This is a genomic window from Trueperaceae bacterium, from assembly GCA_036381595.1.
Lineage (GTDB): Bacteria > Deinococcota > Deinococci > Deinococcales > Trueperaceae > DASVCN01.
In genome coordinates this window covers 1-16210 of record DASVCN010000027.1, presented here as the reverse complement: position 1 = coordinate 16210, position 16210 = coordinate 1, and the positions used below count along the sequence as shown (strand labels likewise).

General features: G+C 63.7%; 12 protein-coding genes. 10 read left to right on the top strand and 2 right to left on the bottom strand.

Going from position 1 to position 16210, the window contains the following annotated elements; all coding sequences use genetic code 11:
- Positions 1–40: 40 nt before the first annotated feature.
- The 4 genes from VF168_09365 (at position 41) to VF168_09350 (ending at position 6262) form a co-directional block, all read left to right on the top strand.
- The gene (locus VF168_09365) at positions 41–1105 is read left to right on the top strand and encodes an LptF/LptG family permease (GenBank protein HEX7004380.1); all 1065 of its coding nucleotides are present in this window, start codon (positions 41–43) and stop codon (positions 1103–1105) included.
- Positions 1087–2172, top strand: coding sequence for an LptF/LptG family permease (locus VF168_09360; GenBank protein ID HEX7004379.1), 1086 nt, complete (start codon positions 1087–1089; stop codon positions 2170–2172). Before VF168_09365 ends, VF168_09360 begins: the two co-directional genes overlap by 19 nt.
- Positions 2173–2246: 74 nt before the next feature.
- A complete protein-coding gene (locus VF168_09355) occupies positions 2247–5117 on the top strand; it encodes a hypothetical protein (GenBank protein HEX7004378.1) in 2871 nt (956 codons plus the stop codon).
- Positions 5118–5155: 38 nt separating this feature from the next.
- The gene (locus VF168_09350) at positions 5156–6262 is read left to right on the top strand and encodes a hypothetical protein (GenBank protein ID HEX7004377.1); all 1107 of its coding nucleotides are present in this window, start codon (positions 5156–5158) and stop codon (positions 6260–6262) included.
- Between the two features lie 29 nt (positions 6263–6291).
- Here VF168_09350 and plsX read toward each other — a convergent pair whose 3' ends face one another.
- Positions 6292–7299 carry a phosphate acyltransferase PlsX gene (gene plsX, locus VF168_09345; GenBank protein HEX7004376.1) on the bottom strand — a complete coding sequence of 336 codons (1008 nt, stop codon included), beginning with the start codon at positions 7297–7299 and terminating at the stop codon, positions 6292–6294.
- A 71-nt stretch (positions 7300–7370) separates the two neighbouring features.
- Here plsX and VF168_09340 point away from each other — a divergent pair, with 71 nt between their 5' ends.
- The 6 genes from VF168_09340 to VF168_09315 all read left to right on the top strand — a co-directional run bounded on the left by VF168_09340 (position 7371) and on the right by VF168_09315 (position 13699).
- Positions 7371–8309, top strand: a complete 939-nt coding sequence (locus VF168_09340) for an RluA family pseudouridine synthase (protein HEX7004375.1) — start codon at positions 7371–7373, stop codon at positions 8307–8309.
- A gap of 87 nt (positions 8310–8396) precedes the next feature.
- Positions 8397–9026 carry a hypothetical protein gene (locus tag VF168_09335; protein HEX7004374.1) on the top strand — a complete coding sequence of 210 codons (630 nt, stop codon included), beginning with the start codon at positions 8397–8399 and terminating at the stop codon, positions 9024–9026.
- 55 nt (positions 9027–9081) lie between these two features.
- Positions 9082–10902, top strand: a complete 1821-nt coding sequence (locus VF168_09330; GenBank protein HEX7004373.1) for a M3 family oligoendopeptidase — start codon at positions 9082–9084, stop codon at positions 10900–10902.
- A 313-nt stretch (positions 10903–11215) separates the two neighbouring features.
- Complete coding sequence (locus tag VF168_09325; protein ID HEX7004372.1) at positions 11216–11773, top strand: helix-turn-helix transcriptional regulator; 558 nt, start codon at positions 11216–11218, stop codon at positions 11771–11773.
- Positions 11774–11788: 15 nt separating this feature from the next.
- On the top strand, positions 11789–12307 hold the full coding sequence (locus tag VF168_09320; protein HEX7004371.1) for a cysteine peptidase family C39 domain-containing protein: 519 nt from the start codon (positions 11789–11791) through the stop codon (positions 12305–12307).
- 6 nt (positions 12308–12313) lie between these two features.
- Positions 12314–13699: a nitrilase-related carbon-nitrogen hydrolase gene (locus VF168_09315; protein HEX7004370.1), complete on the top strand. Its 1386-nt coding sequence runs from the start codon at positions 12314–12316 to the stop codon at positions 13697–13699.
- Positions 13700–13708: 9 nt separating this feature from the next.
- Here VF168_09315 and VF168_09310 read toward each other — a convergent pair.
- A partial coding sequence (locus tag VF168_09310) for a hypothetical protein (GenBank protein HEX7004369.1) occupies positions 13709–16210 on the bottom strand: 2502 nt, incomplete at its 5' end.

Genomic DNA, 16210 nt, shown 5'->3' with positions numbered 1-16210 from the left:
CCGTTTTCTGGGTCTCAGACGGATTCGTTATACTGCCCGGGTGCCCAGCCGTCTTGCACGTTATGTTCTGCGCGAGGCTACCGGGATGTACGTGCTGGGGGTCGCCGCTTTCTGCCTCCTGCTGTCGATAGATTTCCTGGCCCTGTGGGCCGAGTACCTCATCGAGTACCAGGTACCCCTGGCGACGGTCGCTCGGCTGGTGGCCTACAAGTTCCCCTGGTTCCTCCACCTGTCGCTGCCGGTATCGGTGATAGTCGCCATCCTGCTCGCCACCGGCCGGCTGGGCCGCGACTCGGAACTGAAGGCGATGTACGGGCTGGGCATGCAACCGATGGCGTTGCTGGTCCCGCTGCTCCTGCTGGGCGTCGTCGTCAGCGGGATCACTTTCGTGAACAACGGCTACCTCGAGCCCGAAGGCGAGGAGCGATACAACGCCCTCGTCGACAGCTTCTTCTATACGCGACCTCCCAACGAGGTGCAGAGCAACGTCGCCTACTCACTTCCCGACCAGGGCATCTACTTCGCCTCGCGGGTGCGGTCGCGGCCCAGCCAACCCGACGCGGCAGAACTGAGCGGAGTGCTGGTACTTTTGCCCGACGGCACGACCCTGAGCGCTACCAGCGGAATCTGGGACAGCGGCGACCGTGAGTGGATCCTTCACGACGCTCAGCGAAGCGAACCGGGCGCGACGCCTGAAGAGGTGGGACGGGTAGTGGTGCCGTTCGAGCTCGAGACGGATGCCGGGCAGGCGTTGACGCGGCGTGAGACCCTGTCGCTGCCCGAACTCACCGAGCAGATAGGCGCGGCCCGAGAGGCGGGCGGCAACACGCGAGAGCTGGAGTTCCAGCTGCACCGTCGGATCGCGGACGCCTTCTCTGCCCTGGTATTCGCCCTCTTCGCCGGAACCCTGGGTTTGGGCATCCACGGCCGCGCCTCCGCCATAACCTGGTCGATCGTGTTGCTGGTGCTGTTCTGGGCGACCTGGACCCTTTCCGGCAACCTGTTCGAGACGCGGGTACTCGGAGCCGTCGCCGCCGCCTGGCTGACCCCTCTCGCCGTCGGGGTTGCCGGATTCGCGTTCGCCTCGTGGCGGCTTCGCTCGTGACCCGTTTCAGCCGTTACCTGTACGCCGAGATCTTGCCGCTCTACCTGGCTGGACTGGCGCTCCTGCTCCTCTTGCTCACCGGCGCCTTCCTGCTGGAGGTGGTCGCCGAGGTGCTGGCAAGGGGAGCGCCCGTCTCGCTGGTCGCCCAGTACCTGCTCTACTCCCTGCCGGTCGCAGCCAGCTCCGGGATACCACTCGCACTGCTCTTCGCGTCCCTGCTCGGGCTCGCCAGGATCTCGCAGGATTCCGAGCTCAAGGCGGCACGGCTGCTGGGACTGGGTCCCAGGCAGTTCCTCACGCCGATGCTCCTGCTCGGCCTGGCGGTAACGGCGCTCGCGATAGTCAACAACGAGGTGGTAGTGCCCGCCAGCCGACAGCAGGCCCTCGAGGTCGAGAAGGAGATGCTGCTGAGGAGCCCCGAGACGTTCATCGAAGAGCAGGCGTTCTTCTCCGACGCGTTGGGGCGTGCGATCTTCATCGAACAGGTGCTCCCGGGCGGTCGCTTCGAAGGCGTCACCGTCATCCAGCCTGGGGGACCGACCGGGCCCAGGGAAGTGATCACCGCCGAGAGCGGAGTGTACGCCGAGGAGCAGGGCGTCTGGAACCTGGAGGATCTCACGCTGATGGTCTACCGCGAGGGCCGGTTGGTGCTCGACTTCGAGGCCAACTCGGCGGTCCTCCCGGTCAGAGACCTCGCTGCCGGCGTCACCGGCAATCCCGACCCGGTCCACCAGCCGATCTCGACCCTCATCGAACGACTGCGGGAGGACCCGGAACGTGGCAACCCTGCCGAGTGGACCGCGCTCCACCGGAAGCTCGCGGAACCGTTGGCCGCTACGGTCTTCGCCGTCTTCGCGCTCGGCGTGACGATGGTAGGTAGTCGCCGAGGGATGTCGCTTGGGCTGGTTTCGGTCCTCGTACTCACTTTCGTCTACTACGCCACCTGGAGCGTCACCAAATTGCTGGGCGCTCAAGGCACCATCCCCGCGTGGATCGCGGGCTGGACGCCCGTGAGCCTCTACGCCGTAGCAGCCGCTCTTTTGCTGGCCCGCGCCTGGCGACGCTGATGTCCGGAGTGGGAAGGTGCTGCGCGGGGCGGCCGGGACCCCGGCCCGGGCTCCTCTGCCTTCTCCTGCTGCTGTTGCTCACCCCGGCTGTTGCCGAGACGATAACTATCGACACCGGAGACGATCCCGACAGCCGACTGGAGATCCGCAACATCGTGCTCCCCGGCGGCGAGGAAGCCCGCATCTACGTCATCCAGGGAGACCGCGTCCAGGTCACCATCGACGACCAGCAACTGATCGCCCGTCATATCGAGGTCGACCTGACCAACCGCATCGTTAGGGTCGTGGGCTTCGGCACGTTCATCACGCCCTCGCAGACGGTGCAGGGCAACGACCTGGTGATCAAGTTGGAACAGGAGGCGTTGAGCGGCGAGGACGTGCTCATCGTGACCGAGCAGATAGACGTGGTGGGGGCAGCGGCCACTCGGTTGCCCGGGCAGATCGACGTACGTGACGGCTCGTTCAGCCCCTGTAGCCGATGCGGACAGGAGGTCGAGGACTACGGGTTCAGGGCCGAGCGGATCGAGCTCTACCCCGGCGACCGACTGGTCGCCTTCGACGTGACGGTGCTCGTTCGCGAAGCGCCGCTGATCACCCTCCCGCTGCTGGTCGTGCCGCTCGCAAGGCCGGAGCGACAACCGCGTTTGAGCATCGAACGGGGCGGCCTCAACGAGCGAGCGGTGGTAGCCCTGGACTGGCCATACGTCGCCGGGGCCAACGCCTTCGGCATTTTCTCGGTGCGCTACTTCGCCGACGTGGTACCGCAGCCGAGTGGACTGCAACCGCTTGGCGGCGCCGTGGAGACGAGTTACCTGGGGGGCGGTGTGGATCACATCTTCTATACCGAACGGGGTGAGGGGAACTTCCACTTCTTCTACCGTCCCGGCTTCCTGAGCCGGACCGGCGCGGCGCCCGAGGCCCCTCAGTTCACCGTGCGTTTCGCCTACCGGACCTTGGACGACGCGCCGGCACCAACCTTGCCGCCCGCGATAGATGTCGAGGTCGTGCGCGAGGACGCTGTGCGCCCCCGGATACTCGAGTATCGCGCGCAGGTAGCCGGGAACCGCGGCGGCATCACCGGCACGGTAGTGAGTCAGGGGTTCGTCGATGCCGACCCCGTGGACGCCGTCACCGGCCCCAGCTACGACGATCGTCTGACGCCGCGGCGAACACCGGTGCAGCTGCTGCTCGAGCCCGAGGTGGAGCGGTTCACGATAGGCCCCCTCCTGCTTCGCCAACTCGGGGTAGACGTGGGGGTGTTCGAGGACTCGAGCAACCCGACCAACCGGAGCGCCGCCAGGCAACAGTTCGTCGACGCGGGCCGGCTGCTGGAGAGGCACTACCTGGAACTCACCCCGCTCCCGCTCTGGTCCGGCATGGAGCTCAGCGGGTACACCAACTTCGAGGGGCACTACTACACGACTGGCGAGCGGCAGATCGACTGGGACACCAGGCTGGCCGGCGAGCAGCGGCTGGCCGGTTTCGGCACCTTCGGAGTCGTCTTCCGTCGCGACGTGAATGAAGGCGAGACCCCGTTCCGATTCGATCAGATCCCGCTGAGAACCAGGACCGACGTCACAGCCGCTCTCGAACTGGAGCCGCTCCCCTGGCTCACCTTCGAAACGGTCGGCGGCTACGTGTTCACGGACACCAGGCGCTCCGAACTGGAGGGGTTCCTCCCGGTGGAGAGCAGCCTGCGCCTCTTCGACGATCTCGACTGGCTGGGCTTGAGCATTTCCAACAGTTACGACATCGAGGAGGATGATCCGGGGGAGTTGGAGTTCGCGCTCCGCCTCCGCTCACCCGAGTCGAGCCTCCAGGCCGAACTCGAGCTGACCCACACCGAGGATCTGGCAGTGCGCCCCGACCGCCTCACCGGCGAACCGACCGATGAGAGCGTCACGACCGTCGAGTTCGATTACGGCCTCCGGGCACTCCGTGTCGACTTCTCGGGTGGCTATCGGTACTTCCCACCGCCGCCCGAACCGGGTGAACCGCGCGAGTACTGGCTGCCGTTCGAAGCGGGCCTCACGGTAGGCACGCTGGAGCAGGAGGACTCTGTGCCCGGCCTCCGTGTCGCTTACCAGCGTGATCTCAACCGGCGGCGGGTCGACGCCCTCTCGTACGACGCTCGTGGCAGGATCGGCGAACTGGAGCTACAGGTCACCCAGACATTCGATCTACCGGAAGGGGGCACGGCGCGGAGTTCGATCGTCGCCCACTACCCCGGAGCGGCCCGCCTGGAAGCGACCGGCTTCGCGCCCCTACGGCCCGAGTGGCTGGGCCTGCCGGCCGGAGCGCCCGAGGTGAGGCGTTACACGGTGACCCTGCAGGACGCGCCCCTCGACGGTGCGGAGGAGTGGCAGGTCCGCTATGTGACCCGCTACGACCCAGACCTGGGCACAGATGGCGGTCTCCGCGACAGCGCTCTCGAGGGGCGCTTGCAGCTCGAGGATGAGAGGGTGGGGCGCTCGCGCTTCAGCGTCGACCTCTTCCTCGACCTCCAGTTGCGTGACGACCTGCTCGAGGTGAGCTACCTGCGCCGAGCCAGCCTGCAGCTGGCCGCCGACATAGAGGGGGTGGTGGGCGTGCAGGGGGCGTTCGGTTACCGCGCGACGCTCGATAACTCGACGAACGAGTTGAGCCGTGCCGAACTGAGGTTCGACGATCTGGCGGTGACGGTGAAGGCGACCGATCAGCTCTACCTGGGAGCGATCTTCGAGGACACGTGGGAGTTCACGGGCAACCTGCCATCGGAGCCCGCCTTCGACTTCCGGCCCGAGTTGTTCGTGGTGTGGGATCGCTGCTGCTGGGCGTTCATCGGCGCCCTCGACACCGAAACGGGTGACCTGCGGCTTTCACTGACCGCCCCCGGAGCCGGCCGCGGCGTGACCCAGGTCCTGGAGACGCCACTGGTCCTGCCGGGGCGGGAGGGAGCGCCATGATGCGGCGGGGACGATTAGCCCCAGCCTGGCGCCCCCTGTTGGCGGCCTCCCTGCTGCTCGTCACCCTCGCCGGTTGCACCGGCACCGAGGAGGAGAGCATCCCGATAATCCTGGTCGTCGGCTCGGTCGAGCCGGCTGGCCCCCAGCTGCAGCTCTACGAAGACGTCCGCGATCCGATGGCGGCACCTGCGAGGGATCTGGCGCCGGTCGGCGCGCCTCTCCGCTTGCCAGACGCCCCGGTGTCGCTGGACGTCGTGGACCGCAACGGCGAAAGGAGCGAGCTCGTGGTACTCGACGAGTCCGGAGCCCTTCACTTCGTCGATATCTCCGACCTGCCGGTTTCGTTTGCTTTGCTCCGCTCGATCGATGTCGCCGCGCTGATCCCCTCCGACCCGTTGAACCCGGCCCTCTGCTGGCAGCAGGTGCAGATAGGCGGCGGCGCATCGGAGCCTGGCCGCTACGCTGCTCTCCTCGAGAGCTGCCCCGACGAGCCGCCCGAGGTCTACGTAGTCGACCTGGTCTCCCAGGAGCTCGAGTACGCTCTGACCCAGGAACATGTGGGGACTCAGCTCCTGCCGATCGGCATCTACGTCGATCAGAGGAGCGACCTGCTCTACTTCGCGGCGGATGAGATCGGCGAGGTAGAGGTACAGTCGCTGCCGCTCACTGGAGCGGTCGAACCCGAACCGCTCGGCGAGACACCGGTCGATCCGCCGGAAGCCGTCGACCTGTCCCCGATTGCCGGTGGCATCGGCGTGCTAGCCGAGGACGGCGCTCTCGGCATCGTCCCCTACGAAGGCGATCCGCTCGCACCGGCAGACCTCGGACTATCGGAGGCTTCCATGCTGCTGCCCGATCCCAGTTCGAACGTGGAACTCCTGGCGGCTTTCAGCGAGACTCGGGGCAGACTCGTCGAGGGGCTCGATGACATCGAATTCGAGGAGCTCTTCCTGAGACGACCGCTCGTCGACGCTACGCTCGAGCCGGTGCAACGATTCGCCTACCTTCTCGAGGAGGGCGGCGTCGAGATCCTCGACCTCTTCCCCTACGCCGATCCGCCGTCGAACCGGCTGCTCTTCTTCGACCTGCCCGGGCTCGATGAACCTCGGGTGATCACCTGGGCGTTCGGGACCCGACTGCCGTAGCCCGCTGCAAGCGTTCTCGAGGGGGACGGTCAGGCGCCGGGGGTACCGGCTTCCGCAACCTGAGCCATTCCTTCGGCGATCCGCCCGGTCAGATCCTGCCGAACGGCTCTCGCCGCCGTTCTAAGGGCACTGGCCACCGCCCTCGCATCGGAGGAACCGTGGCCGATGAAGGCGTTGCCGCGCACTCCGAGGAGGGGCTGGGCGCCATACTCTGCCGGGTCGAGCCTGTTCGCCACCTTCCGCAATGCGGGCTTCACGAGGGCCGCGCCCAGTTTGACGAGCGGACCGCTTCCCAGCAGCGCCTCGCGTACCCACGAGAAGAGCTCGCGGGCCTCTCCTTCGGCCAGCTTCAGCACCACGTTGCCGGTGAAGCCATCGGTAACCACCACGTCGGTCGTGCCCTTTAGGAGGTCGCGTCCTTCGACGTTCCCGTAGAAGTCGATAGCCGAGGTGACCGCGAGGAGCTCATGCGCCTGGCGGGTCAACTCGTTGCCCTTCTCGGCCTCTTCGCCGATCGACATCAAGCCGACCCGTGGCTGGGCGATGCCGAGGAGCGCTCGGCAGAACACCGAGCCCATGACGGCGAACTGCTGTAGGTGAACGGGACGGGAGTCGGCATTGGCGCCGGCGTCGAGCAGCACCGAAACCCCGCGCCTCGTGGGTATGCTCGCGGCGATGGCGGGCCGCTCCACGCCAGGCAGGCGGCCGAGCACCAGGAGCGCGGCCGCCATCGTCGCCCCGGAGTGGCCCATCGACACGCAGGCGCTCGCTTCCCCCTCCTTCACCAGCGACATCGCCAGCATGACGCTGCTCTGCTTGCGACGCCGCACGTCGGTGGCGTGCTCTTCCATACCGATCGCGTCGGGGGCGTGAACGATGTCGAGATCGCCGCCGAGGCGCGCCAGTTCGGCCTTCAGGCGACTCTCGTCGCCCACGAGGACGGCCTCGACTCCGCCCTGCGCTGCGACCAGCGCGCCTTCGACGGCTGCCGCCGGCATGTTGTCTCCACCCATGGCGTCGAGTGCGATCGGCTTCACGAGGCAACAGTATATGGCTGCGGGCCCAGCCACCGCGTGCCAGGCACCGCTGGTCCGATAGACTGGCGGCCGTGGAGTACCGGACATTCGAGGCGCCGGCGGGCGAGCGGCTGGACGTCGCCATCGCGCTCGCGCTCGAACTCTCGCGCACCTATGCAAAAGAATTGGTCAACGAGGGTTACGTTCAGATCGACGGGCGTCCGGTGGGAAAGGCGGCACTGAAGCTGACCGGCGACGAGATAGTCTCGGTGACCCTGCCTCCGCCGCGGCCGATCATGGTGGAACCCGAGGACATCCCGATCGACATCATCTATCAGGACCAGGACCTGGCTGCGATCAACAAACCGCCGGGCGTCACCGCCCACCCGACCGCGACCGTCCGAAACGGCACCGTGGTCAACGCCTTGCTGGGGCGCATGCAACTCTCCAAGGACCGTCTCTTCGATCCGAACGACGAGGACTACAGGCCCGGCATCGTCCACCGTCTCGACCGCGACACCTCCGGCGTGATGGTGGTAGCCAAGAACGACGAAGCGCATCGCCACATGTCGATGTCGTTCAAGAAGCGGCTCACCGAGAAGGAGTACGTAGCCATCGCAACCGGCGACCTCGAGGAGGAGGTACTCGTCGACGCGCCGATCGGCCGGCATCCCGTCAAGCGGCAGAGCATGACGGTAGGCGGCAGCAACGCCAAGAGCGCTTCGACGCGCTTCTGGGTTGTGGCCCGCACTCGCGGTCACCTGCTCCTGAAGGCGAAGCCCCACTCGGGCCGCACGCACCAGATAAGGGTGCACCTCGCCCACCTGGGCACGCCGATACTGGGCGATCAGGTCTATGGGCGTCCCTCCGAGGTGATCGAACGTCAGGCCCTGCACGCCCACCGCCTCACCATCCCCCACCCCCACGACAACAATGCGATCACGTTCGTCGCGCAGGTTCCGGCCGACATGGTCGACGCCTGGTTGCGACTGGGCGGGGAGTGGCCCCCGCAAGGCGCAGAAGACCTCTGAGCACTCTCGAGGCGGCAGGGAGGTCCTCCTCGCCTGACCCCGTACTCCCGAAGTTCGGGGCAGCGGCGCTGACGTTATACTCGCCGAATGGAACTCCTCTGGCTGGCGGCCGCCCTGCCGGCACTGCTGGCCATCATCTTCCTGATCATGGCGCTCGTCGCCTTCTTCAAGGGCCGCACCGGGGGCGGCATCCTGCAAGTCGTGGTTTCCGTACTGCTCCTCGCCGTCGCCGGCCTCTTCGGCCTCGTGGCCGTGGGCATGAACGGCTACCGGGCCCTAACGGCCGAGCGGACCGCCGCCACGGTCGAGATCGATCAGGAAGGCGAACAGCGGTTCTCTGCCCACTTCACCTTCCCTGACGGCGAGGAGGCCACCTACCAGTTGGCCGGCGACCAGCTCTACGTGGACGCACGCATTCTCAAGTGGCACCCGCGCGCCAACCTCCTGGGCCTGAGCACCGGATACCAACTCGACAGGGTGGCCGGGCGCTACCGCAACCTCGACGACGAACAGACCTCGCCTCGCACCGTTTACAGCCTCGCCGACGAGGGGCCAGTAGACCTCTTCGACCTGGCTCGTCGCTACGAATTCGTGTCACGGTTGGTCGACGCCGAGTACGGCTCGGCGACGTTCCTCGAGATCAGCGACGGCGGCACCTACCAGGTGCGCGTCTCGAACAGCGGACTGCTGATAAGAGAGGTCACTAGCGACCGCTGAGAGGTGCTGTGCCCGGACTGCCTACCTCGTGGGCCGTCGGAAAGTAAGGAGAGACATGACGACAACTGCCGAACTGCCTCGCTGGCGACTGGACACCATATTTTCCGATCTCGACGGGCCCGACTTCGAGCAAGCCGTCGACGAGCTTCAGGGCGCGATCGCCGATCTCGCCGCCTACATGGAAGAACGCGGCATCGGCGAGAGCGGTTCGACCGACTCACGCCCCGGGAAGGTGATCGAGGAGTTCCTGAGCCGCATCGAGTACATCCTCGTGCGCCAGCGCGACCTGAGCGCCTACCTGCACGGCCGCATCGATACCGACGCCTTCGACGATCAGGCACGGGCGAAGCGCTCGAAACTGCAGCCGTTGGGCAACAAGCTGTCGATCCTCTTCAAGCGCTTCAGCGCATGGCTGGGAAACGTAGACCTAGAGGCGGCGGTGGCAGACTCGGAACTCGCCCGCGGCCATCGCTACACGCTGGAGCGGTACCGGAAGTTGTCAGAGCACCTCATGGGACAGGAGGCCGAGGAGTTGGCCGCGGTGCTCGACAACAGCGGTGGCAGCGCCTGGGCCCAGCTGCACGGCGCGTTGATAAGCCGCGAGACGGTGACGGCAGCGATCCCGGGTCGGGACGAAGCGGAGTACAACGTCGCCGAACTCAAGCAGCTCCAGTACGAAGTCGACCGCTCGGTGCGAAAGGCTGCGTACGAGGCCGAACTCGAACTGCTCTCGGAACATGAGGTTGCCTACGCGGCGGCGATGAACTCGATAAAGGGGCAGGTTGGCGAACTGGCCAAGAGACGGGGCTGGGAGAGCCCGTTGGCCGAGTCGCTCTTCGTAAACGCGATGACGAGAGAGAGCCTGGACGCTCTACAGCAGGCGAGGCGCGAGAACTTCCCCGTTTTCCGCCGCTACATGAAGGCCAAGGCGCGGTTCCTTGGCCGCGAGAAGCTCGCATGGTACGACCTTTTCGCGCCGATCGAGGTGGGCAAGGGACGCAGCTTCGGCTGGCAGGAGGCCAGGGAGTTCGTGGTGGAGAACTTCTCTCGCTACTCGGACCGACTGGCAGGCTTCGCCTCCCGAGCCTTCGACGAGGCGTGGATGGATGCCCCTTCCCGCAAGGGCAAAGTGAACGGCGCCTACTGCATGTCGATCCCGGGCAGGAAGGAGTCGCGGATCCTGCTCAACTTCGGCGGCCGGCTCGACGACGTATTCACTATCGCCCACGAGTTGGGTCACGGCTTCCACAACGACTGCATGTTCCGTTTCGGTCGCACCAATATGCAGCGCACTACACCTATGACCCTGGCCGAGACCGCCTCGATCTTCTGCGAGACCCTCATCCTCAACGCCATGCTAGAGGAGGCCGACGATCGGTCGCGGCTGGAGATCCTCGAGCAGGACTTCGTTGGCACCAACCAGATCGTGGTCGATATCGACTCACGCTTCCGTTTCGAGGCCGGAGTGTTCGAGCGGCGCGCCGAACGGGAACTGTCGGTGACCGAGATGAAGGAGTTGATGCTCGAAGCGCAGGAGGCGACCTACGGTGACGCCCTCGAGGCGAACGAGCGGCACCCCCTCATGTGGGCGCACAAAGGCCACTATTACAGCTCGAACCGCTCCTTCTACAACTACCCCTACACCTTCGGTCTGCTGTTCGGCATGGGCCTCTACCGCGTGTTCCGGGACGAGCCGTCCGGTTTCCAGGAGCGTTACGAGAAACTGCTCGCCTCTACGGGGATGGCCGACGCTGCCGTGTTGGGCCGTGAGTTCGGTATCGACATCGAGGACGTCGACTTCTGGCGAGGCTCGCTGTCGGTGTTCGCCGACAGGGTGGTCGAGTTCGAGCGGTTGGTCGAGAAGTTCGTCAGCTGAAGTAGTTCTGCCCCAGGCGACAGAAGCTGCCGGCTGGGCCACGGCGGGGTAGGCGGGAGCCGTAGCTACGACTGCTCTCGCTCCGGCAATGGTGTAAAACCTCTGGTCTTTCGACTCGCGAGGCGGGGTCATGCGTCGAGTCAGCCGAGCAGGTTGTGACGGTTTTGGCCTGGACATGCCGCCACCAGACGCGCTTTCTCGGCTCGCGTTCGATAACGTTGACAAGCGGGTTGTCGTCGATTCCGGCAACCCCTTCACAACCGGCTTCTCCCCAGCATGACTCCACAAAACACTTCAAGGAGGAGGAAGACCGATGAGCGCGATCTCAGCTGCCGTTCAACTGCACACGTCGCACGTTTCATTTCGGCCTCTCGTCGAGGGAGTTCTGGCGCGAGCCGGTATGCCTACTACCGAGAAGTTCAAACATGGCGTCGCTAAGGTCGTGCTCGACTTCCCACTCACCTGGGCGTTCGGGCAGCTCGAACCGCTCAACTCATTCGAACGCTCTCATACCGTCGTCTGCACCCAAGCGCACCACCCCGCCTACCTGGATTGCCTGGGGTCGTACCACCTGAGCGCGGTCGTCGATTGCACCGACGAGAACTCCCTGCTCGGTGCGGTCTACGCTGCCTCGGCGGCACAGCGGATCTATCAGTACGACTCCGGTCTCACCTACATGGAGTTGCGGGTCACCAGACTCCTGCTCATGGGTCACGACACCCGCGAACTCGCGCGCCAGTTGCGGATAAGCCACAAGACCGTCAACGCTCACGTTTCGAACATCCTCTGCAAACTCGGTTACGACAGCAGGGCGCAGTACGTGGCGATCCTGATGGGCGCGAAGTCGCCTTCGGCGAGCGGCAGCGAGTGACCGCCCGGCACGAACATGAAGGGCAGCCAGCTCCTTTCACTCCTCCTGGTCGTGCTCGCCGGCTTGCCCAGCGCCTTCGACGTCGTTCGCAGCCTCTCACCAGAGGAACCGTGGCTCGAGCTGGGCTGGGAGGGCGTGGTCGAGCAGTACGAGCCGAACTACTGCGGGCCAGCGGTCATCGCTACCCTTCTCGCCCGCGAGGGGGTGCAGGTTTCAGCGGCGGAAGTTGCAGAGGAGGCAGAACTCCAGCCGGGCGGCATGAGTCTTGCGGAGTTCGGCAGAGTGGCAGAACTTCACGGGTTCGCTGGAAGCTGGTTCAGTGTCCCTGACGAGACGGTCCTTAACGCGCTGCCTCTCCCCGCGGTGGTGCACTTGACCGGTACGACTGGTCATTTCGCTGTCCTGGAACGCGAGCTGGATGGCTTCGTTCAGCTCGCCGATCCGGCGAGGGGCCGAGTGCTGTTGGAGGTCGGGCGTTTCGAGCGGGAGTGGACCCGGCGCATCTTCCTTTTCCGGGCACTCCCGCAGGGATGACGGCAGATGCATTGGGCTGCGCTCAGCGGCTTCGTCCTCATGCTGTGCGCCAGGGGCATACTGCCGGGCCTGGTAGCTTGCATCGCGCTGATCCCGCTATGCCACGCCCTGCGTCTGGCCCGGACTCCGCTTCAAGCAGGCCGTTGGACCTTCATCGCACAAGTTGGGCTCCTCCTGACGGCTTTCGAGGGAGCGGCCCCGGCGATACCCTGGTCCTTCCCTCTGCTCATCCTGCTGGCCGCTCCAAGCGCCATGCTCCCCGGCTTCCTCCACCATCTGCTGGCCAAGGAGTGGAAAGGCCGCCCGACCCTCTGGCTTCTCCCCTTCCTGTGGACCGCCTCGGAGTTCATTGCGAGCCGGCGGGAGATCTGGGGTCAGCTCGCGTCTCCCGTCGCCCTCGGTTACACCCAGTTCGACGGTCCCTTGATGTTGCTCGCCAGCATCGGCGGCATGAGTGCCGTGACGCTGGCGGTACTGGTTGTGAACGTCGGTGTCTACCGAGCGGTACTATCGCGCCGCTACTCTCGACTCCTGCTGCCCCTAGCTCTCGTGATCGCTTGCACGATCCCACGGTTCACCACAGAGGAAGTCGATCAGGCACCCAAGGCAACGATCGGGATAGTTCAACCGGCCCTGGAGTCGAGTTGGTACGAGTTGGCCGGAGAACTGGACCGGGCACAGGCAGTGATCGAGGGGAGGCTATCCACTCTGGGCCAGGAGGTGATGGAGGCCGACCTCATCGTGTGGCCCGAAGGCGCACTACCCGCCGGACCCGTACCGGCCCTCTCCTCCGGGTTTGGGACCTATGCGTTCGACCGGCCAGACCTTTTGAGCGGAGCCATCTCGACGCGCGATGGGAAGCGATACAACTCGGTCGTTCGTGTTTCGGGCAGGAGTGCGGTAGCCGTCTTCGACAAACTCGCGCCCGTACCCATTGGAGAGTCGGCGTTCAGTCCCGGTACCAGGTTGACTGTCGGCCACTGGGGAGGCATCTGGTCCGCGCCCTTGATCTGCTTGGATTCGCTCTATCCACAGTTCGCCCGCAGACTCGCCCTGCAGGGCGCCGAAGCACTTCTGGTCCTGAGCGACGATTCGTTCGCGCGGCAGACGATCACGCCGCGTCTCCACCTGCGTACCTCTGCCTTCCGAGCTGTCGAGACTGGACTTCCCCTGGTTTTCGTGTCGGCCCATGGTCCCAGTGCCCTTATCGGGCCGCATGGACAGGTGCTGGCCGCAACCGAGTACGGAAAAGCGGAGGCTCTGCTAGCCCAAGTACCTCGGAACGGAGCTACGACACTTTATGTCCGGTTCGGGGAATGGATCGGTTACTTCTCGACCTTCCTGACCTTGAGCCTCGTGATGGTCCAGCTGCTTCACCGCCGGAGGTGGTGATTCACAGCGTCAGCCGCCCCAGGACCGCTGTATCCGCTTCACGTGCGCCTTCGCGAGCGGCAACAGAGGATCGTTCTTCGAAAGTCGCTGGCTCGTGGCCTCCCACAGTTCCAGGTCATCACCGAGCTTTCTCGCCAGCGACAGGAGTACTTCTGCGTCGCCCGAGCTCAGTGCCGCTTGTCTCAACGTCTCCTCGAGATAGTCACGCAACTCGACTACGAACGGCGCGTCGGATTCGGGGAGCAGGGGACCGTGATACAGCTCGAGAGCGTCGCGCACTCGTCCCTCACGCAGCGCCTTGTCCATCTCCACGAAGTCGGCCGTGAACGGTAGCTCGATCTGATAAGGACGGGACGAAACCGGTACATCCTTGCGCATCCGTGAAACGTTGGCCTTCAACGTACTCATGTTCCCGTCGTCACCCTGCAGGAGGAACGAGAGCCGTTCCCCGTTGAGTCCCTCGGGGTGGTAGGCGAGTACTGCGAGGATCTCGCACCACCGCATCGGATAGTCTTTCGTCTGGTGTCTCACCCTGATCTTGCGTGTGCCCAGGAATCGGAGCTCGAGAGGGGTGGAGTCTTCGTTCCAAAGGTCCCACGCATACTGAGACTCACTTGATGTCCCGCCAAGAAGTAACCAGCCTGACTCTGCGAGTTCGTTTATTGCCACTTCTCCAGCGCCAAGGGTAGACCTAGCGTCGTCTAATCGACCAACTCTAATCTGGGCCGAAGCCAAGTAGATCGTGGCTTGCGCTAGGTAAGGACCGCTAAGAGAGCTAAGAAATCCAGATTGGGCCGAAGCAAGATACGGAATAGCTTCGTTAGGTTTATGCTCTGCTAGAGCCATTCCCAGCGCCAGGGTTGACCTTAGTTTCTCTGCCTTCGAGGAGTGATAGGCGCTGCAGTAGGTAGAATCGGCGATTTCAAGGGCTTCCGCATCCTTCCCAGCGGCAATAAGGGCGCGGACGAGGCCGAAAGTGGCATAAGCCCGCAACTCCCGGGATAAGTTACTGAAATTGATCCGCGCATACCGCAGAGCCTCGTCCATGTCGCCCTGAAGGATTGCGTAGTCACCAAGTGTTGAAATTATTCCTTCCACTGAGGGAATTCCGTGCAGTTCCTCGGGAATCGTTAGCGAGTCAATTAGTGCAGCGACCGCTTCCGCACGGTCGATTAACATGGCCGGGTAGACAAGTTCCCCAATTATGGAAAGACGTCGGATTTCTTCATTCATCCCATATTCTGTGAATTGCTCAAGAGCCCACGATGCCCACCGATATGCGTCCGCATACTTGCCGGCCATTTGGTAAGCAATAGCAAGTTCGTTGGAAGTCGCTACTATCAGGTTTCCGTTATCTTCTTTACGAGCTAGTGCGTTAGCTTTGTGAAGAAAGTCTATCCCGGTGTCTGGATTACCTGTTACCGAGTGCGCAAAACCGAGCGCCCGGGTGGTAATGGAGTTTGTACGCAAAGCGTAAGCTTTCTCAGCTTCTTCCAGCATAGTTGTCTTGGGTATGCTGATCGCGACAAGAGCCCTCAGTTCGGGTGCGTCATGCGACTTAAGGTAGTCCCCCACTTCAAGCTCCAGGCGCCGGTGACGGTTAGTCGCAAGGGCAGCGGCGTATTTCCAGTAGGCTATGCGTTCATCTTCTAGCATCGGCTTCGGAAGAATCTTGAATGTGTCCCAAAACTGGTTGAAGAGTCCTCGGGATATAAAGGCGTCTCCTGCCCTATCAATGATCTCCGGCACCCTATCTGGCAAGCTACGCGCCGCAACCTCGAACGCCTCGATCCAAGACTCCGCCTCCACCAGGGACTTAAAGAGCGCAGCGCTATCTACGGACGGAACAGCGTCAAGTTTCACTGGCCCTGTCGGACTTGGACGGTGTGGAGCGGGCAGCCCAAGTTCCTTATTTAGAAGCACGAGGAACCTTTCGTACGCCCCATCAGAATGGTGAAATAGGGCATCAAGGCGTTCACCACTGATTCTGCCTCTTGCTAACTGTTCTGCATCTGACTTCCGAAGCTTGAAGTCCTCGTTTTCAAAAATGCGGGCGTTGTGCGGCACCTCGAAATGCGACGGCACATGTTGGAAGTGCAAAATGACGGTCGATTCATCTATTGAGAAAGCGGCAAAAGCGCTGGCTAACTGCACGCTATACTCGGAATTGGACAGGATGAACGTAAATGGAGCAAGTATGTCCAAGTGCTTCCGCAGAATTGATAAGCCATAAGAATATGGCATGCCGGTGCCGAAGAGTGGTGAACCAAGAGCAGTTGTTGTTGCCTCAGCGAGTTTATTTCCTTGTCTAATCGGATCCCCAGCATCCTCGACGTCTAGATCTACCCATATCGTGTGTGGTCTCTCTTGCCGAAGGTCATCAGCGATGTTTGGAAATCCAAAGTCGTCTCGCGCCTCGGCAATATATATTCGTCCAGACGGCGCGAACCGTTCGAGATTACGTTGCTTCCACATACAGAGCTCCAGAAGCATTATAGACTTCGTTTTGTA

Excerpts from the sequence above, each read along its gene's own strand:
- VF168_09335 (HEX7004374.1), top strand. The coding sequence starts at position 8,397 with ATGGAACTCCTCTGGCTGGCGGCCGCCCTGCCGGCACTGCTGGCCATC.
- VF168_09330 (HEX7004373.1), top strand. The coding sequence starts at position 9,082 with ATGACGACAACTGCCGAACTGCCTCGCTGGCGACTGGACACCATATTT.
- VF168_09325 (HEX7004372.1), top strand. The coding sequence starts at position 11,216 with ATGAGCGCGATCTCAGCTGCCGTTCAACTGCACACGTCGCACGTTTCA.
- VF168_09320 (HEX7004371.1), top strand. The coding sequence starts at position 11,789 with ATGAAGGGCAGCCAGCTCCTTTCACTCCTCCTGGTCGTGCTCGCCGGC.
- VF168_09315 (HEX7004370.1), top strand. The coding sequence starts at position 12,314 with ATGCATTGGGCTGCGCTCAGCGGCTTCGTCCTCATGCTGTGCGCCAGG.